The following is a 24,205-nucleotide window of genomic DNA, read 5'->3' on the forward strand; positions in this document are numbered from 1 at the left end:
AGTTTTAGTTGAGTAAATACCACACAATTCCAATGTTTAATCTGAAATCATACACCGGATAATGTGGCGCTGCGTACGCTTTATTGCTTGAAAGAACAGTCGCAATTTGTTGGCCTTCAATAAAAAAGAACATTTTTTTAACTTTCATATTAAAATAAACATCCACGATCGGCTGCCCACCGATGGAAAATGAGTTTGCATTAGGCAAAATATATTCGTTAAGAATCGGGAAATAATCTCTCGACGCAAATTTTGAGAAATAATATACTTTTATACCCGCCTGAATTTCTGCTGCTTTTTTAAATGCTTTCGACTGATAGAAAATATTTGCCCTACCGATTAAACTCGGCATTGGATACAATTCTTTGTTCGTCAAAGCATTCTGAAACTGTAATCTTGTATTTAAATGAAAATTTCCGTAATTGAAAGTGGCGTCACCTCCGATTTGAGAAATATTTAATGAGCCGGCGCTTTGTTTTGGCATTCCGTTCATATCAAAATAAGTATAATTATCAATCCTGAAATAGTTGGCAAATAACTCTGTCTGGAACCATTTTAGGTTGATATTTCCTCCAATTTCAGTTATTGACTGATTTTTTGCATCCTGAAGGTAATAATTGTAATTATTATAAACAGAAGTATTTAAAAGATAATTAAATGAAGGATAAGCACTTTGGAAATTGACTTTAGCATTGACAAAATAATCCTTAATCGGTTCAAACTTAATATTATTCGTTGTTCTTAAATAACTTCCGAATTGGCTTCCGTTTGAAAATTCTAAAAATGAATTTAACTGAATTTTATCCAGAAGCTTTACCTGCAGATTTCCTACCGCGCCGATTCTGTTTTCTTTTATCTCACCGGGAACGGTAAGATTTGGCAGTACAATTTCATCGGCCGTTAATTTTAACATCTGGTAACGGACTCCCGCATCAAGCTTGAATTTTTCATTATCCCAGACCAAGCTTACCGTATTACTGAAATTATCTGAATATTTTTTTGTGTTTAACGGAAAATTAGCCACAATTTCGGCTTGTGTATTGTACCAATAAGGTTCTAAAGTATTTTGCTGATAAAAATATTTATTTCCCTGATGAGAAATCGTATGCCTTATTTTAAATGGAAACTTATCTGAATTAAAGGGCGCAAACTGATGGGTCAAATAATATCTTCTGTAGGAAAACTGAGAGCTTGTTCCCGCCAGATTTACCTGGGCGTTGGTTCTGTTTCTGAACTCACTGTCTCCGTTTTGGAAAAGATCATCTTCTACGATTCCCCCGTTTTCCTGATTATTGACATTTTGATGTAAATAGTGGGCAAACAATTCATAGTTGCCACTTTTGGAAATATAATGACCGGAAAATAAGGTATTATTATTTGCTGCTAATGAATTCCTGTAAAGCCCCTGAGAACGAAGCCCCATATATTCCAGCGCAAAATTGAATCTCTTCCCGATATTTTGGGTATAGGTAGATTTTAAAGCGGCTCCATTCTTCATGGAGTTATGATAAACGAATGTCGCAGTGGGCGTTTTAACATCATAATAAACGATGTCATTAATTCCAAGTATTCCGTACGATTTATTGGCCGGTAACAAAGACAGATTTTCTTCAGGATTGACTTCATAAGACAAAGGATTAAATCCGGCTCCGACATTGGCAAACTGTATCCTCCCAAAATTATCTTTGTTGTTGTACTGAGAGAAAATATACGTTTTGTCGTGCGTTAAAACGGTATCAAACGGTTTTTTTTCAGCATACTGTTTCTGAAATTGATAATCTTTGATGGTAGGCTTAAATATTTTTAAAGAATCTTTTTTCCCGGAATCGATGACCAATGTATCTTCCAGCTTTTTAGGAAGCTTATTAGAATCTGTTTTATTAACGACTTGCGCCTTAGCAATAAACCCGAAAAAGATTATTATTGAAAGTATATACTTCATGCGTTCATTTATATTATCCAAAAACTCATCCGGAACCTTAATAATTCCCTCATCAAATTTTGTACAGCAAAAATAAGAAATAAAAGGAAATAAAAAACCCTGCTTTGAGGCAGGGTTTTATTATTGTAAGTTATTGTTTGATTAATAACCGGTGTTTTGCTGAATAGTAGGGTTAGCTGCAATTTCAGACAATGGGATTGGGAATGTGTATCTGTAATCACCATTCGCCAGGTTAGTCGTTGGTACGATATCATCCGTATTATTTCTATCCATAGTTACCCCTGCTTTTACAGCAAGACGCTTAAGATCGATATAACGGTGTCCTTCAATAGCCAATTCAATACGTCTTTCTTGCAATACATCAGCCCAAGCAGCTTGCGCATTTGCATAAACAGGTAATGCAACAGGTCCTAAATAGTTTCTTGCATCTCTTACGTTTTTGATATAACCTGCAGCCGTAGCCAATTGATTGCTATTGATTGCACATTCAGCTAAGATAAAATACATCTCAGATAGTCTGAACAATTTAAGGTCATTTCTTGTATTCGTTCCTGTTTTGCCAGGATATTTATCAATAACCAAACGGTCAGTAGTTCTTGTTTGTGGCAGGTTGTTAGGGTACAATGTTGCATAATTTGCATTAGCAGCAGTTGTAGGGTCTCTATCTACCAAAAATCTAACATCTCCTCCAGTTCCACCATTATAACCAGCTAATAAAAGGTTATAAAGGTTACGTCCCCAGAACCACATTGGAGATCCTGAAATATTAGAAGCATTAGTATTCCAATATGTTCCAACAGCAACTCCGTTTCCAGCAGTTGCAATACGTCCTAATGAGAAAATTGTTTCACCTCTTCTCTCATCCACCCACATACTTCTATATGGATTAAATGATGTACCAACAGCATAGAATTGCGCTCTCCAAGTACTATTATCAACTGTAGATCCACTGGCCGCATTAGTAATAGGAGTAGCAGGCGTTAACGGGAAACCACCCGCCGAAGACGCACTGATTACTAGCTCAGCATTAGTTTTTGCCTGTGCATAATCGCCTTTATATAAAAAATATCTGGCTGCAATAGCATTTATAGCACTTTTACCAATAAAATACTGAGTACTTGCTTCTGTTGTTAAGACGCTTTTCGCATAATTGATATCGGCTTCGATAAAGCTATAAATATCAGAATTTTTCACTCTTGGAAGCTGTGAAGTAAGATCTGGAACATCTTTCAATAAAATTACTCCCAAAGCATTAGGATCAGTCATATTCTCAGAATATAAAGATTCTAATTGTATATAAGCAAATGCTCTTATTGCCCTAGCCTGAGCTAGAATATTGCTTAATCTTGCTGCATCAGCAGTACTTGTTGGAGTAATTGCTTCAGCTCCTCTTACTAAACGATTAACATGGTTAATAACTGCATAGTTATTTTGCCAAACTGCTGCTGCTTGCGCAGTCTGCGAGTTAAAAAAGAAACGGTGTACGTCAAATTCCTGCCCACCACTACCAGAACCTGGTTTTACTTCGTCAGAAAGAACAGCAGTTGTATAAATTGCGGTTGATGGCTCTAAGCTACCGTATACATTCCCCATTAGATAACCATATAAGGCATCTGTATCAGCAAATGGCGTTCCATCATCTTGAACCGTCCCCGGTTGCGGGTTGGTATCAAGCGCATCATTACAGCTCTGTAGTGCTCCTAAAGAAAACATTACAGAACCTATTAAAGATATATTTAAAATTAATTTTTTCATTTAAACTTATTATTAAAATTGTACATTAAGACCTACAGAAACAACTTTAGGGTTAGGATAAACACTTAATGAATATGAGAACAATGGTTCTGGATCATATCCTCTCCAGTTTGTCCATGTCACTAAATTTTCTGCTTGAACAAATACTTTGATAGAACTGATAGGTAACCCTCTCAACATATCTTTCTTGAAGTTGTAACCAAAAGTTACATTTTTCAAACGAATAAAGTCAGTTTTGTAAAGGAATCTATCAGAAGATCCATCTGTTCCAAGATTGGTAGCATTCAAAGAAGGAACGTTTGTGTTTGTATTTTCCGGAGTCCAAGAGTTTAAAATATCTCCTGAGAAGTTAAATCCTGATTGTACACCAATTGAACTTGGGTCCATCAACCATGAATAAACATTGTCATACATCCATCCTCCAGCTTGATAGCTGAACAATACATCTGCAAACCATCCTTTATAATCAGCATTTAAACCAAAACCTCCTGTGAATTTAGGAATATAAGATTTACCTGTTAATACTTTATCATTAGCTGTTGGTGCTTCAGTAATATTACCGTCAGCTCCAATGAATTGCATTTCTCCAGTTTGAGCATTTACTCCAGCATAGTGGTATAAATTCCATTGTCCGATTGGCCCTCCTGCAGCATTCACGTTATCCCCTGAAAGGTCAGCTCCTTCGAACTCAACAATTTCGTTTTTGTTATATGCTCCGTTAGCAAAAAGAGATAAGCTATAGTCTTTATTCTTAAGAACATTGAAACGTAATGATCCTTCAATACCTTTATTCTCAAGTTTTCCATTATTTCCGTTGATAGAGTACTGCCCGGTAACAGCAGATAATGAAATACCGTTAAATAATCTATCTGTCGTTTTCTTATAGATATCAAAAGTACCTTCTACGAAATTATTAAATAATGCAAAGTCAACCCCAATGTTAGCTTGTGTTACTTTTTCCCATTTAATATTTGGATTACCGATGGTTGCACCGTATCCAGGAAGGTTCATATATCCAGCCCCACTTCCTACTAAGTCAGAATATAAGTTCGTTCCTGAGAATAATGGGTTACCATTGTTAGCCGGTTGAACTAAGTTTTGGTTACCTGTAGTACCATAAGAACCTCTAATTTTCAACATTTTCACTGTATTCGATCCTGAAAGGAAATCTTCTTTATCAAGATTCCAACGACCTCCTACAGACCAGAATGTCTCCCATCTGTTGTCAGGAGAGAATCTATACGATCCATCTCTTCTTACCGTAGCACTCACACCATATTTTCCAGCGTAGTCATAATCTAGTGTTCCTACATATGCCAATGTACCAGCGTTAATTTTAGCAGCTGAAACACTTGGAAGATAAAGTGACGGAGTAGCAGGGTTGAATGGAATATAACCTGTTCCTGAACCAAATGCCCAGATAAATGGATCTAAACCATTTTGCTGACGAGCTGAAGCCAAGTAGTGAGCTTTTACATAATCTAAATAAGCAGCAACAGTAAGTGAGTGATCACCAAACTTTTTATCAAAAGTAATGTTTGTTACTGAGTTAAATGTTAAGTCTTTAGTATTAGAAATTGATTCAAGACCTCCGAACTGAGCGGTAGTAGGTTTTGCAGCAATTGAAAGATATCCTCTTGGATCACGAGCAAAAGTACGGTCAGTTTCTTTGTAATCGATACCTGATCTGTTTCCTACTGATAACCAATCTGTAAGTTTATAGTTTACGTTTGCGTTAGCTAGGATTGAAGTTTCAGTATATAGGTTTTTTACCCCTCCTCTGATAACATCCTGAAGGATCCATCCCGGAGCAGCACCACCACCATATTGGTTATACATATCCTGACCTCCACTAAATGGATAAGATTCAAGATATGAAGGCGTTAATAAAGATCCGAAAAGTGGGTTTTGTACAATATTATTATCAAGACCTGTATTGGTTTCCTGATCTAGCTGGTGACGCTTAGAATATCCTACCGCCATTTGCATACTAAATGTCAATCTTCCGTTGTCAGATTTACCATTCAAGTTATTTCTCAAAGTGAATCTTTGGAAATCAGTAGATTTAAAAACACCATCAGTATTCAAATACCCCAATGAGGTATAGTTATTAATGTTTTTACCTCCAGAAGTTATACCTAAAGTATGTTGCTGTAACATTGAAGTTTGGAAAAACTCTTTGTTCCAATCTGTATTTACATCGTAAGCAGCTATTTCCTCAGGAGTCAAAGTCGATCCCAGACCAACTCCCTGGCTATTTTCTAAATTCAATAGGCTTCTAGAATCTAGCATATTATACTTAGTCTTAGGCAATACTGAGAATGAAGTAAGAACATCATAAGTTACTCTTAATCCACTGTTATACTTAGCGTTTTTAGTATTGATTACAACAACACCATTCGCACCTCTGTTACCATAGATAGAAGTTGCTTGCGCATCTTTCAAAATACTGATGCTTTCAATATCCTCAGTATTTAAGTTTCTGAACTGAGTTGCAGAAGTAATTAACCCGTCAATTACATACAATGGATCCGTAGATGCGTTGATAGATGACAGACCACGAACCATAACATCAATCTTACCAGAACCTGGAGATCCTGAAGTAGAGTTAATACTAATCCCCGGCGCATTTCCTTGAAGGGAATTGATAAAGGAAATATTAGGACGATTTTCAAGAGCTTTAGAATCTACAGTAACTGAAGCTGCCGCAGATTTTGCTTTTGTACTTTTCTTGCTATACCCTAAAACAACAACCTCTTCAATTTTAGCCTCCTTTGTAGTGTCGACCGGTTTTTGTTGAGCTAGCACAGCTGAGCCTGTAAAAAACAAAACGCCAGCCGTTAATACACGTAGTTTAACATTCATATTAACAAATTTTAATATATTTTAATGGGCAAATATGTTAATAAATATTAACACTTGCAAGTTTTTTAACTGTATTTATAGTATAATTTTCTTTAAAATCCATTAATTAAAGTATAAAACATAAGAAACTTAATAATAATACACGGTTATTGTTTAATAAAATTAATTTTTTTCGCCATAATTATCAAATTTAACAATTATTCAACAATTTAGAAAACTTTATTTAGATTCATTATAAATTAAGAAAAATAAAAACCATTTTCATAAAAATGGTTTTTATTTATAAGCAGAAAGTAGAGTTATTTACTATTTAATTTACAAATATCGTTTCTTAAATAGTATAGAACCTTATAAAATTCAATTTTCTTTTTTGTGATTTTTACCACTTACTATTTTACAGATAAATATATTTTATGGTTTTGATTATTCATAAAAAACGGCAATTTCGTTCACAAAATTAGCCATTTTCAAGCTCGTGGATTTTTTCTTGGAGCCGGTATATTGTTAATAATACTGTTAATTTTATTAAAAATCTGAATGTTTTTATTGTTGATTCTACTAATGCCTGTTTTAAAAACAGTGTCTTATTAAGAAAATATCATGCTAAAAAAATTCATTATAAAGCACGAAAAGCAAAAGAATATTTTATGACAATTTTTGAAAAAAGGCATCTGTTATACATGCTTTTAAATCAAAATAAAATAGAATTTGAGAAGAAGATTTAATAAGATCAGTTGATTTTTTAAACCAAAAATTAAGAAACAAAAAAAAACCACTTTTTACAAAGTGGTTTTAAAATTATATAAGAAAGGTTAATTTATTTCAATTTCTTCTTAACGGCTACTTCTTCGTAAACCTCAAGAATATCACCCTCTTCAATGTCGTTGTATCCTTTCAGATTCAATCCACATTCGTAACCTTTTGTTACTTCCTTCACATCGTCTTTGAAACGTTTTAAACTCTCTAATTCACCGTCAAACTTCACGATTCCGTCGCGAAGGACTCTGATTTTAGACTGTCTTGTTACTTTTCCTGAAAGAACCATACAACCGGCAATTGTTCCGACTTTAGAAATCTTGAAGACTTCTCTGATCTCAACGTTACCAATTACCTGCTCTTTAATTTCAGGAGAAAGCATACCTTCCATCGCTTCTTTAACCTCGTCAATAGCAGCGTAGATTACAGAATATGTTCTGATTTCAATTTCTTCTTTATCAGCCAATTCTTTAGCATTACCACCAGCTCTTACGTTGAAACCGATAATAATTGCATCAGAAGCCGTTGCTAAGTTAACATCAGATTCCGTGATCTGTCCAACACCTTTATGAAGGATGTTTACATTGATCTCAGCCGTTGATAACCTTTGTAACTGATCTGATAATGCTTCAACCGAACCATCAACGTCACCTTTTAAGATAATATTAAGCTCTTTAAACTCACCTAAAGCGATTCTTCTACCCAATTCTTCAAGCGTAGTGTGCTTTTTAGTTCTGATAGAAAGTTCTCTTTGAAGTTGCTCTCTCTTATTGGCAATAGTTTTAGCTTCACTTTCGTCGTCGTAAACTTTAAATTTATCACCCGCTGTAGGAGCTCCGTCTAAACCTAAAATAGTTACCGGAATAGATGGGCCGGCCTCTGTAAGATTTCTACCTCTTTCATCAAGCATCGCTTTCACCTTACCGTGGTTCTTACCTGCTACTACATAATCTCCGACTCTCAAAGTACCTGTCTGCACCAACATAGTGGCAACATAACCTCTACCTTTATCCAATGAAGCTTCAATAACAACACCTTGGGCATTTCTATTAGGATTCGCTTTTAAATCAAGCATTTCTGCCTGAAGTAATACTTTTTCTAACAGGACATCCATATTGTTACCAAATTTCGCAGAAATTTCCTGCGCCTGAACATTTCCACCCCATTCTTCTACCAAAATATTCATTCCGGAAAGTTGCTGACGGATATTATCAGGGTTTGCATTTGGTCTGTCAACCTTGTTTAATGCAATGATCATCGGTACACCTGCAGCCTGTGCGTGAGAAATCGCTTCTCTCGTTTGAGGCATCACATCATCATCGGCAGCAATTACAATAATTGCAATATCGGTGATTTGAGCACCTCTGGCTCTCATCGCCGTAAAGGCTTCGTGACCCGGTGTATCTAAGAATGTAATTCTCTGACCATTTTCCAATTTTACGTTATAAGCACCAATGTGCTGTGTAATACCTCCGGATTCACCGGCAATTACGTTGGTTTTTCTAATGTAGTCAAGCAATGAAGTCTTACCGTGGTCAACGTGTCCCATTACTGTTACAATCGGAGCTCTTGGAAGAAGCTCTTCTTCTGTGTCAACAATTTCTTCAGCTTCGGATTCTCCAAGATCTGCATCTGAGAATTCAATTTTATAACCAAATTCGTCGGCTACCAATAATAAGGTATCAGCTTCCAGCCTTTGGTTCATGGTAACCATTACCCCTAATGAGAAACAAGCAGAAATTACTTCGGTTGGCGACACGTTCATTAAACTTGCCAATTCACCTACCGTAATAAATTCAGTAACCTTTAATGTTCTGTCTTGTGCATCAATCTCTTGCTGACGCTCATCCTGTTCTCTACGGAAAGTTCTTTTATCTTTTCTGTGCTTGGCAGATTTAGACTTACCTCCTTTGTTTGTAAGTTTTTCAAGAGTTTCCTTGATCTGGTTTTTAACTTGCTCGTCTGTCAATTCAACAGGCATGGTTCTCTGACCCGGTCTGTTATTGTTTCCAAAACGGTTTCCACCGCCTTGTCCTGCAGGACGATTCCCTTGGCCGCCTTGTCCTGGTGGACGGTTGCCTTGGTTGTTATTTCCAAAACGGTTTCCACCACCTTGACCTCCCTGGCCTTGTCCCTGAGGGCGATTTCCTTGTGCGCCACCCTGACCTTGACCCGGAGGACGATTCCCCTGAGGGCCGCCTTGGCCTTGAGGACGGTTTCCGCCTTGGTTGTTATTGTTATTACCATAAGGACGGTTTCCTTGTTGCCCGCCTCCCTGGTTATTATTGTTTCCGCCTTGCTGGTTGTTACCACCACCTTGTTGGTTATTTCCACCCGGCTTTTCAATTCTTTTTCTCTTCTTTTTCGCTCCAGAATTTGGTTTTGGCGCAAACTGAGTAAGGTCGATCTTTTCCCCGACGATCTTAGGACCATCAAGTTTCTGATAAACCGTTTCAATTTTTTGTGGCTCCTGTGGCTCTTCTGGCGTTGGTTTTTGCGTCTCAGCTTTCACCTCAGCAGGTTTGGCTACAGGCTGCTCAACAACCGGTTTTGGAGCTTCTTTTACAGGCTCGATTTGTTTTTCTACAGGTTTGTCCTCTGCTTTTTTCTCCTCCACTTTAGGTTTATCTTTTTTTGTTGGTCTATTTCTAGATTCTATTTGAGACAAATCTATTTTATCCAGAACTTTAAATTCCTGTTTTTCAGGAGCTGCTTTTACTTCGGGAGCAGGTACAACTTCTTCTTTCTTTTCTTCAACAACAGGTTTTTTCTCCTCAACCATGGGAACTGGTTTTTCAGCAGGAGTTTCTTCAACTTCAGGCTTTTTAGACTCTAAGTCTATTTTACCTAAAATCTTAGTTTCTGGTTTATTAGCTTTAGCTCTTATTACTTCAGGGGTTTTCTCAATTTCCAGCTTTTCTTCCGGAACTTTTGTGATCACCACCTCATGGGAAGCTTTACGTTGTTCACCATCCTTGGCAAACTCAGCTTCCAATGCAGAATATGCCGCTTCTTCTAATTGAGCGTTAGGATTGCTTTCAACCTCGATTCCCTTAGCTTGTAAAAACTCCACTAATCTGGACATCGAAATGTTGAATTCCTTAACCGCTTTATTTAATCTTATTTTTGGCATCTATATTATTTACTATTTTTTTTAATTCTTAAAATTAAAGTATTTCTTTTTACTGTTTATTAAAATTTAATTAAAATCTTAATCTTCAAATTCTTCTCTTAGAATACGTTTAACGTCTTCAATGGTTTCTTCTTCAAGATCCACCATATTAAGAAGGCTTTCAGTTTCTTTATCCAATACGGATTTCGCAGTAGTAAGACCTACTTTTTTAAATTCATCCAAAATCCACTGCTCGATATCGTCATTAAATTCTCTCAAATCAACATCGTCATCCTCGCTAGCTTCTCTATACACATCAATTTCATATCCTGACAACCAAGAAGCCAGTCTGATATTCTGTCCTTGCTTACCGATTACTTTAGAAATCTCTTCAACAGGCGTGTAAACCAATGCATAGTTTGCCTCCTCGTTGATGTCAATTTTATTGACCGTTACGTTTCCTAAAGCTCTCTTCACCAAAATCTCAGGGTTTTTAGACCACTGGATAACATCGATGTTTTCGTTTCTCAATTCTCTTACAACTCCGTGAATTCTGGATCCTTTTACACCCACACAGGCACCCACAGGATCAATTCTGTCATCATAAGCATCAACTGCAATTTTCGCCTTTTCACCAGGGATTCTTACTACCTTTTTCAACATGATAGTACCATCCTGGATCTCAGGAATTTCCAGCTCTAATAATTTCTCAAGGAATTTAGGTGCAGTTCTGGAAATAATAATCTGCGGTTTAGAACCTTTAAAATCTACTGTTTCAACAATAGCTCTGATACTTTCACCCTTTTTAAAGAAGTCAGATGGGATCTGGTTTTCTTTTGGCAAAATAAATTCGTTTTCCTCATCATCCAATAAGATCACGTGTTTGTGACGGATGTGATGAATCTCACCAATTACAATTTCCCCGATTCTGTCTCTGAACTGCTCGTACAACATGGCATTGTTGTGCTCCTGCAGTTTAGTTGCCAAAATCTGTTTCAAAGTAAGGATATTTCTTCTTCCTAACTGTGCTACAGGGATTTCTCTTGTATATTCTTCACCCACTTCAAAAGTAGGGTCGATTTTCTTAGCTTGCGAAATTTCAATTTCCAGATCATCATCTTCAGACATATCGTCTTCTACAATCGTCATATTTAAAAATATCTGAAAATCTCCTTTATCAGGATTCACAATCACATCAAAATGGTCATCTGAGTCAAATCTTTTTCTCAAAAGAGTTTTCAGTGAATCTTCAATAATTGCCATAAGATCAATCTTACTGATCCCTTTTTCGTCTTTAAAATCACCAAAGGATTCAATCAACGCTATATTATCCATCTATTTTCTTTTTTCTTTTTAAAATTTAATTACTACTAATGCTTTCTTAATCTCGGAGTAAGGAATTTCCTTTTCCTCCTCCACGTCTACTTTACCTTTACCTATTTCTTTCGGTTTGCGGTAACGTAAGACAAGTGTGATTTTTTCGTCATCCACTTTTGCTAATTCACCTTCAATTTTAGAAGCATCTTCCAACATTACTTCGATCTCTCTTCCTAAATTTTTATTGAATTGCCTTGGAGTTGATAATGGCTCACTCAATCCTGCAGACATCACCTGTAAGCTGAAATCATGCTCTTCGCGATCCATATTGAATTCTACCGCGCGGCTCGCATCAAGGCAGTCCTGCAGCGTCACTCCATTATCACCATCTAAAATCACCGTAATATCATCCCCTGCAGAAAACTTCAGATCAATAAGAAATAAATCTTTTCTGGTTTCAAGGAATTCATTTAATAATTCTTCAATTTTTTTTCTAAACTCCATAAATATATCTTGGTTTACCCGTACGAAAAAAGGCTTTCTTCCGAAGCCTTCCCATTATTTTTCCGTAAATCCAATGCAAATATACAAATTTTTCTTAAAAAAGCAAAATCATCTTATTATCAAGTGAATAACTTAAAATTGATTTACATTAAATTAAAGGACGTGGTGAAAGTATTTTTATTATTTTTGTCTAAATTTTTAAAAAACATATATTTTGAATATAACGATTGTAGGGACAGGTTATGTAGGATTAGTTACAGGAACTACCCTGGCAGAACTTGGCAATTCAGTCTACTGTGTAGATATTGATGAAAAGAAAGTAGAAGGTATGAAAAACGGCGTAGTTCCCATCTATGAGCCGAACCTTGAAGAAATGTTCCTAAGAAACATCCAAGCTGAAAGATTATTTTTCACGACCAATTTAAAAGAAGCGCTTGATAAAAGCGAAGTGGTATATCTTGCTCTGCCGACGCCCCCGGGTGAAGACGGCTCCGCAGATCTTTCATACGTGATCAATGTTGCCAACAATATTGGAGAAATGATGACGGAATATAAGGTGATTGTGAATAAAAGTACCGTTCCCGTAGGAACTGCCGACAAAGTAAAAGCGGTAATTTCTTCTAAAACAAATATTCCTTTCGACGTCGTTTCAAACCCTGAATTTTTAAGAGAAGGCTTTGCTGTGGAAGACTCGATGAATCCTTCAAGAGTGGTTGTAGGAGCGAGTTCTGAAAAAGCCCAACATATTATGGCTAAAATTTATCAGCCATTTACCAATACGGGTATTCCTATTATATTTATGGATGAAAAATCATCTGAGCTTACAAAATATGCTGCCAACTCATTTTTAGCTGTAAAAATTACATTTATGAATGAAATCGCAAATTATTGCGAAAAAGTAGGCGCAGACGTAGATAAAGTAAGGCTTGGCATGGGAAGTGACGACAGAATCGGTCACAGATTCTTATTCCCGGGAATCGGATATGGCGGAAGCTGTTTCCCGAAAGATGTGAAAGCTTTAATTAAATCAGGAAAGCAGGAAGATTTCAATTTCCAGATTTTAGAAGCTACGGAAAATGTAAATACCTCCCAAAAAGTAATTTTGGTCTCAGAAATTGAAAAATATTTCGGCGGAAGTATCGAAGGAAAGAAAATTGCCATGTGGGGATTAGCCTTTAAAGCCAATACAGACGATATCCGTGAGGCCTCTTCTTTAGATAATATTGCCCTTTTATTAGAAAAAGGTGCGAAAGTTGTTGCATATGATTCCATTGCAGAAAATAATGTTCAGAAACTGCTTGGTGACAAAATAGAATATGCAAAAAGCATGTATGAAGCCCTGGAAGGTGCAGATGCACTATTTGTCGCTACAGAATGGCCGGAATTTAAAAACCCTAATTTTGAATTAATGGCTAAAAAAATGAACAATAAAGTCATTTTTGACGGAAGAAATATGTATCCGCTGGAAATTCCCGAGCAAAACGGATTTTACTATAAAAGTATCGGAAGAAAAACAATTGTAAACTAAAAGATGAAAAATATTATTATCACAGGGGGAGCAGGATTTATCGGCTCTCACGTTGTAAGAGAGTTTGTAAAAAACAATCCGGATACAACGATCATTAATCTTGATGCCCTTACCTATGCCGGAAATTTAGAAAACTTAAAAGACATTGAAAATGAGCCTAATTATGTTTTCGAAAAAGCCGATATCACAAAACCCGAAGAATTAAGAAAAGTATTCGAAAAATATAATCCTGATGCTGTTGTGCACCTGGCAGCAGAAAGTCATGTTGACAGAAGCATTACCGATCCGATGGCATTTATCAACACCAATGTAAACGGAACGGCGAACCTTCTTAATCTTTGTAAAGAATTCTGGACATTAAATCCCGATCACACGCACGGAAGATTCCCTGGTGAAAAAAGACAAAACTTATTTTATCATGTTTCAACGGATGAGGTGTACGGAAGCTTGGGTGAAACAGGCTTTTTCTTAGAAACGACCTCTTACGATCCACAATCTCCGTATTCAGCTTCAAAAGCAGCTTCCGATCATTTGGTAAGAGCTTACGGAAATACGTACGGAATGCCGTTTATCGTTTCCAACTGTTCAAATAATTACGGCCCGAATCATTTCCCTGAGAAATTAATTCCGCTTTGTATTTCAAATATCATCAATGAAAGACCACTGCCAATTTATGGTGACGGAAAATACACCAGAGACTGGTTATATGTAATTGATCACGCAAAAGGTATTCATCAGATCTTTAATGAAGCTAAAACAGGAGAAACATACAATATCGGAGGTTTCAACGAATGGCAGAATATCGACTTGGTGAAAGAATTAATCAAGCAAATGGATGCGAAGCTAGGAAAACCTGAAGGTTATTCTGAAAAATTAATCACTTTTGTAAAAGACAGGCCGGGACATGACAAGCGTTATGCTATCGATGCCACAAAACTTAATCAGGAGCTGGGCTGGAAACCGTCTGTAACATTTGAAGAAGGCTTAGGTAAAACCATCGACTGGTACCTTGAAAATAAAGAATGGCTGGAGCATGTTACAACTGGTGATTATCAGAAATACTACGAAAAACAATACAATTAATACACAAAGATGAAAGGAATAATATTAGCCGGAGGTTCCGGAACCCGACTGTACCCTCTTACCATTGCCGTCAGTAAGCAATTGATGCCTGTTTACGACAAACCGATGATCTATTATCCGCTGTCAACATTATTGCTGGCAGGGATTAAGGATATTTTAATCATTACAACACCTCATGACCAGGAAGGCTTTATTAAGCTTTTAGGAGACGGCTCCCAAATCGGATGTAATATAGAATATGTCGTACAGCCAAGCCCGGACGGCCTTGCGCAGGCATTTATTTTAGGTGATACATTCATTGGAGACGATTCTGCCGCATTAGTTTTGGGCGATAATATTTTTTACGGCTCTGAAATGGGAACTTTGTTAAAGAATAAGACAAACCCAGATGGCGGCGTTGTTTTTGCCTACCACGTTTCGGATCCTGAAAGATATGGGGTTGTAGAATTCGATGATAATTTTAAAGCTGTTTCTATTGAAGAAAAGCCGTTAAAGCCAAAATCCAATTATGCCGTTCCCGGGCTTTATTTTTATGATAATGAAGTCGTTGAGATTGCAAAAAACATCAAGCCTTCTGCAAGAGGCGAGCTTGAAATAACGGATGTTAACAATGTTTATTTAAGCAAAGGAAAGCTTGAAGTAGGTGTTCTCGACAGAGGTACTGCATGGCTGGATACCGGAACATTTGATTCACTGAATGATGCTTCTGAATTTGTAAGAGTTATTGAGAAAAGACAGGGTTTTAAAATCGGATGTATTGAAGAAATTGCTTTCAGAAACAAATTCATCGATGAAGAAAAATTACTGGAAACCGCTAAAAAATATGGAAAAAGCGGTTATGGTGAATATTTGAAGCAGCTCGTCAACAAATAAATCATAATCTTAATATTTATAAAACTATTGGCTTTTTGGTTAATAGTTTTTGTTCATAAAGACAAATATTAATATATTAGTCTTTATTTTCGCGTTATGTGAAGAAAAATTCACAATCCATGAAAATTTGGATAAATTAATTATTATAAATTTGCATAAAATTTTTACACAGATGAATGAACCACAACAAAAGTGGACCGAAACGATTGAAGCCGACCATTCTTTATTTGATTTAAAATTAAAAGAAGTCTGGAAATACAAAGATCTTGTTTATATGTTTGTAAAAAGAGACTTTGTATCAAGCTTTAAACAAACAATTTTAGGCCCTATATGGTTTTTTATTAATCCCATTTTAACGACTATTGTCTATTTAGTCGTTTTCAGTAAAATTGCTAAGCTACCGACTGACGGAGCTCCGCCGTTATTGTTTTATTTAGCAGGTGTTACACTCTGGAACTATTTTTCAAGTTCATTATTAGGAACATCTTATACATTTGCCGGAAATGCAAATATCTTCGGAAAAGTTTATTTTCCGAGATTGGTTACTCCTATTTCGATCGTAATATCCAATTTGATGCGCTTCGGGGTACAGTTTATCCTGTTTCTTATCGGTTGGGCCTATTATTTCTATAAAGGCGAAGCCCACCCTAATATCTGGATCCTGGCAACTCCTTTTTTAATACTTTTAATGGCCGTCTTTGCTTTGGGAGTAGGAATGATTTTTTCTGCCCTTACAACAAAATATAAGGATCTTAGTATGTTACTTGGCTTCGGAGTGAGCTTGTATATGTACGCTACCCCTGTTATATTTCCTGTATCTTCATTACCTGGATTTTTTAAAAAACTGTCTTATTATAATCCATTGACAGGTATTTTTGAATGCTTTAAATATGCATGGATGGGTGTTGGGGATTTTTCTCCACTAATGCTGGGAATCAGTACTGTAATAATTCTTGTTCTTTTAGCAATAGGAGTTGTGGTTTTCAACAAAGTTGAAAAAACATTTATGGATACTGTATAATCTATTAATTTAAAAAGTAAAAACATGCTGGCTTTAAAAGCAGAAAACATATCAAAGCAATACCGCTTAGGACAAGTAGGTACGGGAACCCTTTCTCATGATCTTAATAGATTCTGGCATACTATAAGAGGCAAAGAAGATCCTTATTTAAAGATCGGTGAAACAAACGACAGAACGAAAAAAGGAGATTCAGAATATGTGTGGTCTCTCCGCGATATCAATTTTGAAATTGAGCAAGGTGATGCAGTAGGAATTATCGGAAGAAACGGCGCCGGAAAATCTACCCTGTTAAAGCTTTTGAGCAAAGTAACAAAACCTACAACAGGTAAAATATACACACACGGCAGAATTGCATCTCTTTTGGAGGTAGGAACCGGCTTTCACCCAGAAATGACAGGCCGCGAAAATGTGTATCTCAATGGTGCAATTTTAGGAATGACCAGAAAAGAAATCAAAAGTAAATTTGATGAGATTGTAGATTTTTCCGGTGTAGAAAGATATATTGATACTCCCGTAAAGAGATATTCATCAGGAATGTACGTGCGTTTGGCTTTTGCCGTGGCTGCTCATTTAGAATCTGAAATTCTTATTGTGGACGAAGTTTTAGCCGTTGGTGATGCAGATTTTCAGAAAAAATGTTTAGGAAAAATGGGCGATGTGACAAAAGGAGAAGGAAGAACTATCCTTTTTGTAAGTCATAATATGACAGCAGTGAAAGAACTTTGTAATAAAGGAATACTCTTAAATCAAGGCCTTATTGATTATCAAGGAAATATGATGAACACAATCATTGAGTACCAGAAAAACAATACCGCCGCTACTCATTATACCGACAACGGAGATATTGAAAAAGCTATAGGAAATGAAAATATCCGTATCAAAGAATTTTCTGTTTCCCCGATAAGAGGAGGGCTTATTGATATAGATTCCGGGGTGCATGTAAAATTGACTTTTCAAAATAACTGCCCGAATATAAACTTAGACACCACTTTTGAGTTAAGAAATTATGAAGAGCTTACGATTTTCCATGTCGGAAAACTCGTTACTCAAAACCAAGATTCAAAACAAGGAATTTATACTGTCAGCTTTGATATACCGGCAGGCCTTTTGAATGCCGGAAATTACTATTTTAAATTAATCTTCGGCAAAAATCAGACAGAAGTTTTGTTTGCTATTGATAGTTTCGTTGGTTTTGAAGTTGAAAATGTAAAAGTCGGAAGTAAACTACATGTCTACCCGGGAATTATAAGACCTAATTTTGATTATAACGTACAAACTCCATGATTCCAAAAATAATAGAACTCCCGAAAATTTACGATAAAAGAGGAAATCTTTCCTTTTTCCAGCATCCTTCAAATTTACCTTTTGAAATTAAGAGGACATATTGGATCTACGATGTACCGGGAGGAGAAAAAAGAGGGAGCCATGCCTTTAAAGAGCAACAGGAATTCATTATTGCTCTCTCAGGAAGTTTTGATGTTATTATTCATGACGGAAAGGAGGAGAAAACTTTTTCTCTAAACAGATCATATTATGGTTTGTATATTCCGAAAATGTATTGGAGAAAATTAGAAAATTTTTCTACTAATTCATTAGCACTTATTGTTTCTGACCAATCTTATAACGAGGGAGATTATATCAGGGATTTTGAAGAATTTAAAAAACTGACAAATGAAAAATAAGCCCTCTGTATTTGACTGCAGCACCATAGATTTAGGTAAAATAAGTTTTGATGAAGGAAATCTTACGGTTGTTGAAAACAATTCTGCATTTCCTTTTGATGTAAAAAGAATTTTCTATCTATATGATATTGCCGGTGGAGAAAGCCGCGGAGCACATTCTCATAAAGAATGCCATCAATTTTTGATTGCAGCAAGCGGAAGCTTTGAAGTTTCATTAGACGACGGAACATTTAAGAGACAAATTTTTCTTAACCGTCCGGATATTGGGCTGCACATTCCCCCGGGAATCTGGGCCTCTGAGATTAACTTTTCATCGGGGGCAATATGTTTGGTTTTAGCATCCCATCATTATAACGAGGAAGATTATATTCGAGATTATGATGCTTTTTTAAAAAATTCAATATGAAATATAAAGTTCATAATTTAGCAGATGTTCAGTGTGAAACGATCGGAGAAAATACAACAATCTGGCAATTTTGTGTTATTCTTAAAGAAGCAAAAATTGGTAAAAACTGTAATATAAACTGTAACGTTTTTATCGAAAATGATGTTGTTATAGGCGATAATGTAACTATAAAACCAGGCGTTCAGGTTTGGGACGGAGTTACATTAGAAGACAATGTATTCATCGGTCCGAATGTAACCTTTACAAATGATCTTATTCCGCGTTCAAAGCAATATCCAGTAGAATTCAGCAAAACTTTAGTTAAAAAAGGCGCATCAATCGGTGCCAACACCACTGTTATTGCCGGAAATACAATAGGAGAAAATGCTCTTATAGGGGCTGGAAGTGTTATAACAAAAGATATTCCTGCAAATACTGTTTGGTTTGGGAACCCTGCAAAACATACCGGCTATATTACTCCGGAAGGAAAAATATTAAACCTTGAAATGACCGATAAAAATGGGGATTCTTATCAGTTTCTGAATGACGAATTTTCAAAAAAATGATTAAGCCATTAACTTCTTTAAGATTCTTCTTTGCCTTTTGCGTCTTTTTAAGTCATTTATCTTATTTAAAAGATGACGGAAGATATAAAGGTATATTTAATGCTGTCTTTTCGGAAGGATTTCTGGGAGTAAGTTTCTTTTTTATTTTAAGCGGTTTTATCCTTGCTTTGAATTACCGTGAAAAATTTATTTCAAAAAAAATCACATTCAAAAAATTTTACATTGCAAGATTTGCAAGAATATATCCACTATATTTTATAACGATGCTGGCTTCAATCCCGGCTTTATACAGCAGCTTCAAAATTTTATTATACAATATTTTCTTACTACAAAGCTATATTCCGGATCAGAATTACTTTTTCTCATATAACGCACCATCATGGAGTATTTCTGATGAAATGTTTTTTTACGCTCTGTTTCCGGTCTTAATAGCCATTATTTATAAATTAAAAAAAGCTTTCAAAATAATACTCGTTGCAGGATTTGTATCGTTAATTATTGCTTTAAACCTTATCTTAACTGAAGATGAGGCACATTGCTGGCTGTACATATCACCTTTTACAAGGATATTTGATTTTATTTTAGGTATTCTTTTGTTTGATGTTGCACTTTATTTAAAAAGTAAGAGATCAAGATTAAATCAAAATATATTTAATCTTTTTGAGGCAGGAGGAATTTTTATCTTAGTAGTGTTTTTTATATTCCACGATGATCTTCCGATCAGTTATCGATTTTCCATCTACTATTGGCTGCCGATGTGTTTAATTATTTTAAGCGCTGCAAATTCCTTTATTTTAGAAAAATCAACAACCTTGATTTCAAAGTTTCTTTCCTGGAAATGGTTCGTATATTTGGGTGAAATAAGCTTTGGATTTTATCTGATTCACTATTTAGTTATAACATATTTAATGAAATATAATGGTTTAATGGGCATTCATCTGAAAGGTATTCCCTTTGCAGCAGCCATGTTTATCATTACACTTATTACCAGTATATTTGCTTTTGAGGTAATAGAAAAACCATTTAATAAAAAAATAAAAAATTTATTACTATGATTAAGTTCCTTGATTTACAAAAAATTAATTTAACACATCAGGAAGAAATAGAGAGCAGGCTTTTGCAGACTTTTCGTTCAGGCTGGTATCTGATGGGGAATGATCTTAAAACGTTTGAAAACAATCTTTCTAAATATATCGGAGCAAAACATGCCATTGGTGTGGCCAACGGTTTAGATGCACTTCGTCTTATCCTCCGGGCTTATATAGAAATGGGATTCATGGAAAAAGGAGATGAAATTCTGGTTCCTTCAAATACATATATCGCATCTATTTTAGCTATTTCTGATAATGGTCTAGTGCCCGTTTTAGTTGAGCCGGATATTGCTCATTATAATATTGACATCAAAAAAATTGAAGAAAAAATTACCTCGAAAACGAAAGGTATTTTAATTGTACATCTTTATGGAAGAACTATTTTCTCTGAAGAATTACAGCAATTAGCTGAAAAATATAATTTAAAAATCATCGAAGATAATGCACAGGCAATTGGTGCAGAATGGAATGGTAAAAAAACAGGAAATCTTGGTGATGCCTCCGGTTTTAGTTTTTACCCGGGAAAAAACCTTGGTGCATTAGGCGATGCGGGAGCAATTACTACAAATGATGATGAGCTTGCCAAAACCATCAGAGCTTTGGCAAATTATGGCTCAAATCAAAAGTATGTAAATATTTATCAGGGGCTCAATTCCAGATTAGATGAAATTCAGGCTGCTGTTTTAGATATTAAATTAAAATATATCGACCAAGAAAATAAGGTAAGACGAAATATTGCAAAACGTTATATTAAAGAAATTACAAATCCGGAAATTATTCTTCCGGAAAATCCAGAAAATGAGGCAGAGCATGTTTGGCATATTTTCCTGATCAGAACAGCAAAAAGAGACGAACTTCAGGCTTTCCTTACTGAAAATGACGTTCAGACGCTGATCCATTACCCAATTCCTCCTCACAAGCAGCAAGCATACAAAGAGTGGAATAATTTATCTTTTCCGATAAGTGAAAAAATTCATGAAGAAGTTTTAAGCCTGCCGATTTCTCCAGTGATGGCAGATGACGAGGTAGCCAAAGTGATTGAACTATTAAATAAATTTTAATGGAAAATCCTTTGGTAAGCATTATAGTCGTTTCTTATAATCATTCAGAATTTATTACTGAATGCTTAGACAGCATAAAAAAACAAACTTATAAAAGCTGGGAACTTATCGTGGCTGATGATGCATCCAAAGATAACTCTGCAGATGTTACCAAAAACTGGCTGAAAAACAATCAAATAAGTGCAAAAACAAATTTTCATTCCGTAAATAAAGGGTTTGCAACAACTCTGAACGAATGTATAGAAATGACCGAAGGGAAATATGTAAACATCATTGCTGCAGATGATTACTTTCACCCGGAATTTCTCTCAAAATGCGTAACTTCTATAGAAAAAAAGGATGAAAGCTTCGGAATGGTATTTTCAAGCGCATTTATCATTAAGGAGGATAAAACCCTAATTAATTACCAGAATAATTTTGATTTTTACCAGAATGCCGATCATTTTCGAAACACTTTAAAAAAAGCAAATTATATTCCTGCATTAGCTACCTTAATGAATAGAAAAGTCCTGCTAGAAACAGGACCTTACGACAAAAATATTCTTATTGAAGATTATGACAGATGGTTGAGAATCAATGAAAATTATTTTATTGATTTTGTTCCTGAAAATCTAGCATATCACAGAAAGCACGAAGAAAATATTTCAAAACTAAAAGAAAGGATAGTTTTCGTTGAAGAAATTCTACTGAGATTAAAATACGACACATCTCTCGAGAATAAGCAAAAAATAAACAATGATGTTAAAAAGATATATACAACCTCAGCCAGCAAAGAAGAAATTAAAAAAGTTTCCGAAAAATATACCGGCTATAAGGGAAAAGAACGATGGTTGGATTTTTGTTTAAAATACAGCTTACCTGTTAAATTATATTATTTAAAATATAAATTTTTCTAATGCTTACAAAGTTCAAAAAATCTATTTCAGAGAAAATTATTTCTTTAATTGAAAACAACGAAAGAAATAAGAAAAACAACTCTTGGCAGAGTTTTCTGGCCCTGGAGAATATTAATATCCATCCCAGCTTCAATCCTAAAAATGCAACCATTTTTAAAGGAGAAAATAATCTTTTGGGACATCTGACAATCGGTGAAAATGTTCTATTAAGAGAATATTGTAACGTTCTGGTGTTCCCAAATGCCAAGCTTATAATCGGTAAAGGCGTTTTTTTTAATAATTACTGCACTATCAATTGCTTAGAAAAAATTGAAATCGGTGATGATACCATCTTTGGCGAAGGCGTAAAATTATATGACCATAACCATCTTATCAATAAAGGAACAAATTTTCATGTTGAAAAGGAAAAATATACAAAAAGTCCTATAAAAATTGGCAAAAACTGCTGGATAGGAAGCAATGTTGTGATTTTAAAAGGAATTACCATCGGCGACAATGCAATTATCGGTGCAGGATGCATTATTCATAAATCCGTTCCGGCCAACACAATTGTAAAGAATAACCAAAATTTAATTTATGAGTCCCTCTAAAATGAAAAAAATATTATTCATTTCCCATGAAGCATCATTATCCGGCGCTCCCATTCTGGCTTTAAACTTATTAAAAAGGCTGAAAAAGGAAAGAGAAAACTATACAATAGATGTTTTATTAATCAGAGGTGGAGAATTATATGAAGATTTTGCGAAAATTTCAAACAATATTGTTGTTGCACATTATCATTTGCAGTCTTTTTCTTTCTTAAAAAGAAACCTGAAAAGAGTGGAATCTGTTATATTTAAAAAGAAAGCAGAGACTCAGCAGGATAAGATTGATAAAATTACCACAATGCTCCTTTTAAATAACTATGACCTTGTTTACGGCAACACAATGGAATCTTTAATATGGACATTGCCTTTTTATAAAAAAAATATTCCGACAATTGTGGCTATTCATGAGCTGAGCTTCGGAATAGAGAGCACTTATCCTAAGGAGTTTGTGTTACAGAATATTTCTAATGTCACAAAAATTATTGCCGGCTCAAAAGCAGTCGGAGACAATCTTGTAGCAAAATATGGTGCAGATGTTTCGAAAATAAATGTTGTTCATTCTTTTGTTGATTCCGTGCTTACCATTCAGAAAGACAAAGAAAGTCTAATAAGAGAATTAGGAATAAAAAGCGATGATCTTATTATCGGAATTGCAAGCTCACAGGAATTGCGAAAAGGGACAGACATGGTTCCGCTGCTTGTACAAAAAATCAGGCAGAAGACTGATCTTAGCTTTAAATTTATTAATTTGGGGGGCACTTCCAAAAGCCCTGCTGTACGATGTGCGAAACTAGACAGCGAGAAATTAGGTATCGAAAACAACCTCCTCTTTATTGATCATAATAAAACTCCAAATGACTATATCAACCTTTTTGATATATTTCTTTTAATGTCACGGGAAGATCCTTTTCCTCTGGTAATGCTTACCGCAGCAAAACTTAAAAAACCAATTATTGCCTTCGAAAAAAGTGGCGGTGCTGTAGAATTTTTAGAAAACGGACATGGGATTCTTGCTCCTTATCTGGATCTGGACGTGATGGCCGATGAAGTAATAAAACTAATGAAAGACAGCAATTTAAGAGAGACATATGGCAAAAAAATACATCAAAGGCTTGAAGAAGAGTTTTCTGATGAAAAATTGACTTTAGATATTTTTAACTTAATTGATGAACTTGCATAAA

At 35.4% G+C, this 24,205-nt stretch carries 19 protein-coding genes; 13 read left to right on the forward strand and 6 right to left on the reverse strand.

Features of this window, described 5'->3' with window-relative positions; genetic code table 11:
- Window positions 1-4 precede the first annotated feature (4 nt).
- The 6 genes from BLT04_RS06090 to rimP all read right to left on the reverse strand — a co-directional run bounded on the left by BLT04_RS06090 (window position 5) and on the right by rimP (window position 12,251).
- The gene (locus BLT04_RS06090) at window positions 5-1,942 is read right to left on the reverse strand and encodes a putative porin (RefSeq protein ID WP_089754745.1); all 1,938 of its coding nucleotides are present in this window, start codon (window positions 1,940-1,942) and stop codon (window positions 5-7) included.
- 141 nt (window positions 1,943-2,083) lie between these two features.
- A complete protein-coding gene (locus BLT04_RS06095) occupies window positions 2,084-3,697 on the reverse strand; it encodes a RagB/SusD family nutrient uptake outer membrane protein (RefSeq protein WP_089754747.1) in 1,614 nt (537 codons plus the stop codon).
- A 12-nt stretch (window positions 3,698-3,709) separates the two neighbouring features.
- Window positions 3,710-6,562 (reverse strand): SusC/RagA family TonB-linked outer membrane protein, encoded by a 2,853-nt coding sequence (locus tag BLT04_RS06100; RefSeq protein WP_089754749.1) that lies wholly within the window; start codon window positions 6,560-6,562, stop codon window positions 3,710-3,712.
- Between the two features lie 817 nt (window positions 6,563-7,379).
- Window positions 7,380-10,451 carry a translation initiation factor IF-2 gene (infB, locus tag BLT04_RS06105; protein WP_089754751.1) on the reverse strand — a complete coding sequence of 1,024 codons (3,072 nt, stop codon included), beginning with the start codon at window positions 10,449-10,451 and terminating at the stop codon, window positions 7,380-7,382.
- 78 nt (window positions 10,452-10,529) lie between these two features.
- Window positions 10,530-11,765, reverse strand: a complete 1,236-nt coding sequence (nusA, locus tag BLT04_RS06110) for a transcription termination factor NusA (protein ID WP_089754753.1) — start codon at window positions 11,763-11,765, stop codon at window positions 10,530-10,532.
- Window positions 11,766-11,783: 18 nt separating this feature from the next.
- Window positions 11,784-12,251, reverse strand: a complete 468-nt coding sequence (gene rimP / locus BLT04_RS06115) for a ribosome assembly cofactor RimP (RefSeq protein WP_089754756.1) — start codon at window positions 12,249-12,251, stop codon at window positions 11,784-11,786.
- Between the two features lie 214 nt (window positions 12,252-12,465).
- On the opposite strand from rimP, the gene BLT04_RS06120 reads away from it, so the two are divergent.
- The 13 genes from BLT04_RS06120 to BLT04_RS06180 all read left to right on the forward strand — a co-directional run bounded on the left by BLT04_RS06120 (window position 12,466) and on the right by BLT04_RS06180 (window position 24,204).
- Window positions 12,466-13,779: a UDP-glucose dehydrogenase family protein gene (locus BLT04_RS06120; RefSeq protein WP_089754757.1), complete on the forward strand. Its 1,314-nt coding sequence runs from the start codon at window positions 12,466-12,468 to the stop codon at window positions 13,777-13,779.
- Between the two features lie 3 nt (window positions 13,780-13,782).
- Complete coding sequence (gene rfbB / locus BLT04_RS06125; RefSeq protein ID WP_089754759.1) at window positions 13,783-14,862, forward strand: dTDP-glucose 4,6-dehydratase; 1,080 nt, start codon at window positions 13,783-13,785, stop codon at window positions 14,860-14,862.
- Between the two features lie 9 nt (window positions 14,863-14,871).
- A complete protein-coding gene (gene rfbA, locus BLT04_RS06130) occupies window positions 14,872-15,735 on the forward strand; it encodes a glucose-1-phosphate thymidylyltransferase RfbA (protein ID WP_089754761.1) in 864 nt (287 codons plus the stop codon).
- 172 nt (window positions 15,736-15,907) lie between these two features.
- Window positions 15,908-16,756: an ABC transporter permease gene (locus tag BLT04_RS06135; protein WP_089754763.1), complete on the forward strand. Its 849-nt coding sequence runs from the start codon at window positions 15,908-15,910 to the stop codon at window positions 16,754-16,756.
- 24 nt (window positions 16,757-16,780) lie between these two features.
- On the forward strand, window positions 16,781-18,040 hold the full coding sequence (locus BLT04_RS06140; RefSeq protein ID WP_089754765.1) for an ABC transporter ATP-binding protein: 1,260 nt from the start codon (window positions 16,781-16,783) through the stop codon (window positions 18,038-18,040).
- Window positions 18,037-18,438, forward strand: a complete 402-nt coding sequence (locus tag BLT04_RS06145; RefSeq protein ID WP_089754766.1) for a sugar 3,4-ketoisomerase — start codon at window positions 18,037-18,039, stop codon at window positions 18,436-18,438. The genes BLT04_RS06140 and BLT04_RS06145 overlap by 4 nt, the downstream gene beginning before the upstream one ends.
- Window positions 18,428-18,844 carry a sugar 3,4-ketoisomerase gene (locus tag BLT04_RS06150; RefSeq protein WP_089754768.1) on the forward strand — a complete coding sequence of 139 codons (417 nt, stop codon included), beginning with the start codon at window positions 18,428-18,430 and terminating at the stop codon, window positions 18,842-18,844. Before BLT04_RS06145 ends, BLT04_RS06150 begins: the two co-directional genes overlap by 11 nt.
- On the forward strand, window positions 18,841-19,389 hold the full coding sequence (locus tag BLT04_RS06155) for an acyltransferase (RefSeq protein ID WP_089754770.1): 549 nt from the start codon (window positions 18,841-18,843) through the stop codon (window positions 19,387-19,389). The genes BLT04_RS06150 and BLT04_RS06155 overlap by 4 nt, the downstream gene beginning before the upstream one ends.
- Window positions 19,386-20,444 (forward strand): acyltransferase family protein, encoded by a 1,059-nt coding sequence (locus tag BLT04_RS06160; RefSeq protein ID WP_089754772.1) that lies wholly within the window; start codon window positions 19,386-19,388, stop codon window positions 20,442-20,444. Before BLT04_RS06155 ends, BLT04_RS06160 begins: the two co-directional genes overlap by 4 nt.
- Window positions 20,441-21,541 carry a DegT/DnrJ/EryC1/StrS family aminotransferase gene (locus tag BLT04_RS06165; protein WP_089754774.1) on the forward strand — a complete coding sequence of 367 codons (1,101 nt, stop codon included), beginning with the start codon at window positions 20,441-20,443 and terminating at the stop codon, window positions 21,539-21,541. Before BLT04_RS06160 ends, BLT04_RS06165 begins: the two co-directional genes overlap by 4 nt.
- The gene (locus BLT04_RS06170) at window positions 21,541-22,437 is read left to right on the forward strand and encodes a glycosyltransferase family 2 protein (protein WP_089754776.1); all 897 of its coding nucleotides are present in this window, start codon (window positions 21,541-21,543) and stop codon (window positions 22,435-22,437) included. Before BLT04_RS06165 ends, BLT04_RS06170 begins: the two co-directional genes overlap by 1 nt.
- Window positions 22,437-23,027 carry an acyltransferase gene (locus BLT04_RS06175; protein ID WP_089754777.1) on the forward strand — a complete coding sequence of 197 codons (591 nt, stop codon included), beginning with the start codon at window positions 22,437-22,439 and terminating at the stop codon, window positions 23,025-23,027. Before BLT04_RS06170 ends, BLT04_RS06175 begins: the two co-directional genes overlap by 1 nt.
- On the forward strand, window positions 23,014-24,204 hold the full coding sequence (locus BLT04_RS06180; RefSeq protein WP_089754780.1) for a glycosyltransferase family 4 protein: 1,191 nt from the start codon (window positions 23,014-23,016) through the stop codon (window positions 24,202-24,204). The genes BLT04_RS06175 and BLT04_RS06180 overlap by 14 nt, the downstream gene beginning before the upstream one ends.
- Window position 24,205 lies beyond the last annotated feature (1 nt).

Source organism: Chryseobacterium soldanellicola (assembly GCF_900100115.1).
GTDB classification, from domain to species: Bacteria; Bacteroidota; Bacteroidia; order Flavobacteriales; family Weeksellaceae; genus Chryseobacterium; species Chryseobacterium soldanellicola.

What these genes read in the sequence shown, in the direction of transcription:
- rfbB (WP_089754759.1), top strand. Translation starts at nt 13,783, where the DNA reads ATGAAAAATATTATTATCACAGGGGGAGCAGGATTTATCGGCTCTCAC.
- BLT04_RS06155 (WP_089754770.1), top strand. Translation starts at nt 18,841, where the DNA reads ATGAAATATAAAGTTCATAATTTAGCAGATGTTCAGTGTGAAACGATC.
- BLT04_RS06090 (WP_089754745.1), bottom strand. Translation starts at nt 1,942, where the DNA reads ATGAAGTATATACTTTCAATAATAATCTTTTTCGGGTTTATTGCTAAG.
- BLT04_RS06180 (WP_089754780.1), top strand. Translation starts at nt 23,014, where the DNA reads ATGAGTCCCTCTAAAATGAAAAAAATATTATTCATTTCCCATGAAGCA.
- BLT04_RS06165 (WP_089754774.1), top strand. Translation starts at nt 20,441, where the DNA reads ATGATTAAGTTCCTTGATTTACAAAAAATTAATTTAACACATCAGGAA.
- rimP (WP_089754756.1), bottom strand. Translation starts at nt 12,251, where the DNA reads ATGGAGTTTAGAAAAAAAATTGAAGAATTATTAAATGAATTCCTTGAA.
- BLT04_RS06100 (WP_089754749.1), bottom strand. Translation starts at nt 6,562, where the DNA reads ATGAATGTTAAACTACGTGTATTAACGGCTGGCGTTTTGTTTTTTACA.
- BLT04_RS06175 (WP_089754777.1), top strand. Translation starts at nt 22,437, where the DNA reads ATGCTTACAAAGTTCAAAAAATCTATTTCAGAGAAAATTATTTCTTTA.
- BLT04_RS06145 (WP_089754766.1), top strand. Translation starts at nt 18,037, where the DNA reads ATGATTCCAAAAATAATAGAACTCCCGAAAATTTACGATAAAAGAGGA.
- infB (WP_089754751.1), bottom strand. Translation starts at nt 10,451, where the DNA reads ATGCCAAAAATAAGATTAAATAAAGCGGTTAAGGAATTCAACATTTCG.
- BLT04_RS06135 (WP_089754763.1), top strand. Translation starts at nt 15,908, where the DNA reads ATGAATGAACCACAACAAAAGTGGACCGAAACGATTGAAGCCGACCAT.
- rfbA (WP_089754761.1), top strand. Translation starts at nt 14,872, where the DNA reads ATGAAAGGAATAATATTAGCCGGAGGTTCCGGAACCCGACTGTACCCT.
- BLT04_RS06095 (WP_089754747.1), bottom strand. Translation starts at nt 3,697, where the DNA reads ATGAAAAAATTAATTTTAAATATATCTTTAATAGGTTCTGTAATGTTT.
- BLT04_RS06140 (WP_089754765.1), top strand. Translation starts at nt 16,781, where the DNA reads ATGCTGGCTTTAAAAGCAGAAAACATATCAAAGCAATACCGCTTAGGA.
- BLT04_RS06160 (WP_089754772.1), top strand. Translation starts at nt 19,386, where the DNA reads ATGATTAAGCCATTAACTTCTTTAAGATTCTTCTTTGCCTTTTGCGTC.
- BLT04_RS06150 (WP_089754768.1), top strand. Translation starts at nt 18,428, where the DNA reads ATGAAAAATAAGCCCTCTGTATTTGACTGCAGCACCATAGATTTAGGT.
- nusA (WP_089754753.1), bottom strand. Translation starts at nt 11,765, where the DNA reads ATGGATAATATAGCGTTGATTGAATCCTTTGGTGATTTTAAAGACGAA.
- BLT04_RS06170 (WP_089754776.1), top strand. Translation starts at nt 21,541, where the DNA reads ATGGAAAATCCTTTGGTAAGCATTATAGTCGTTTCTTATAATCATTCA.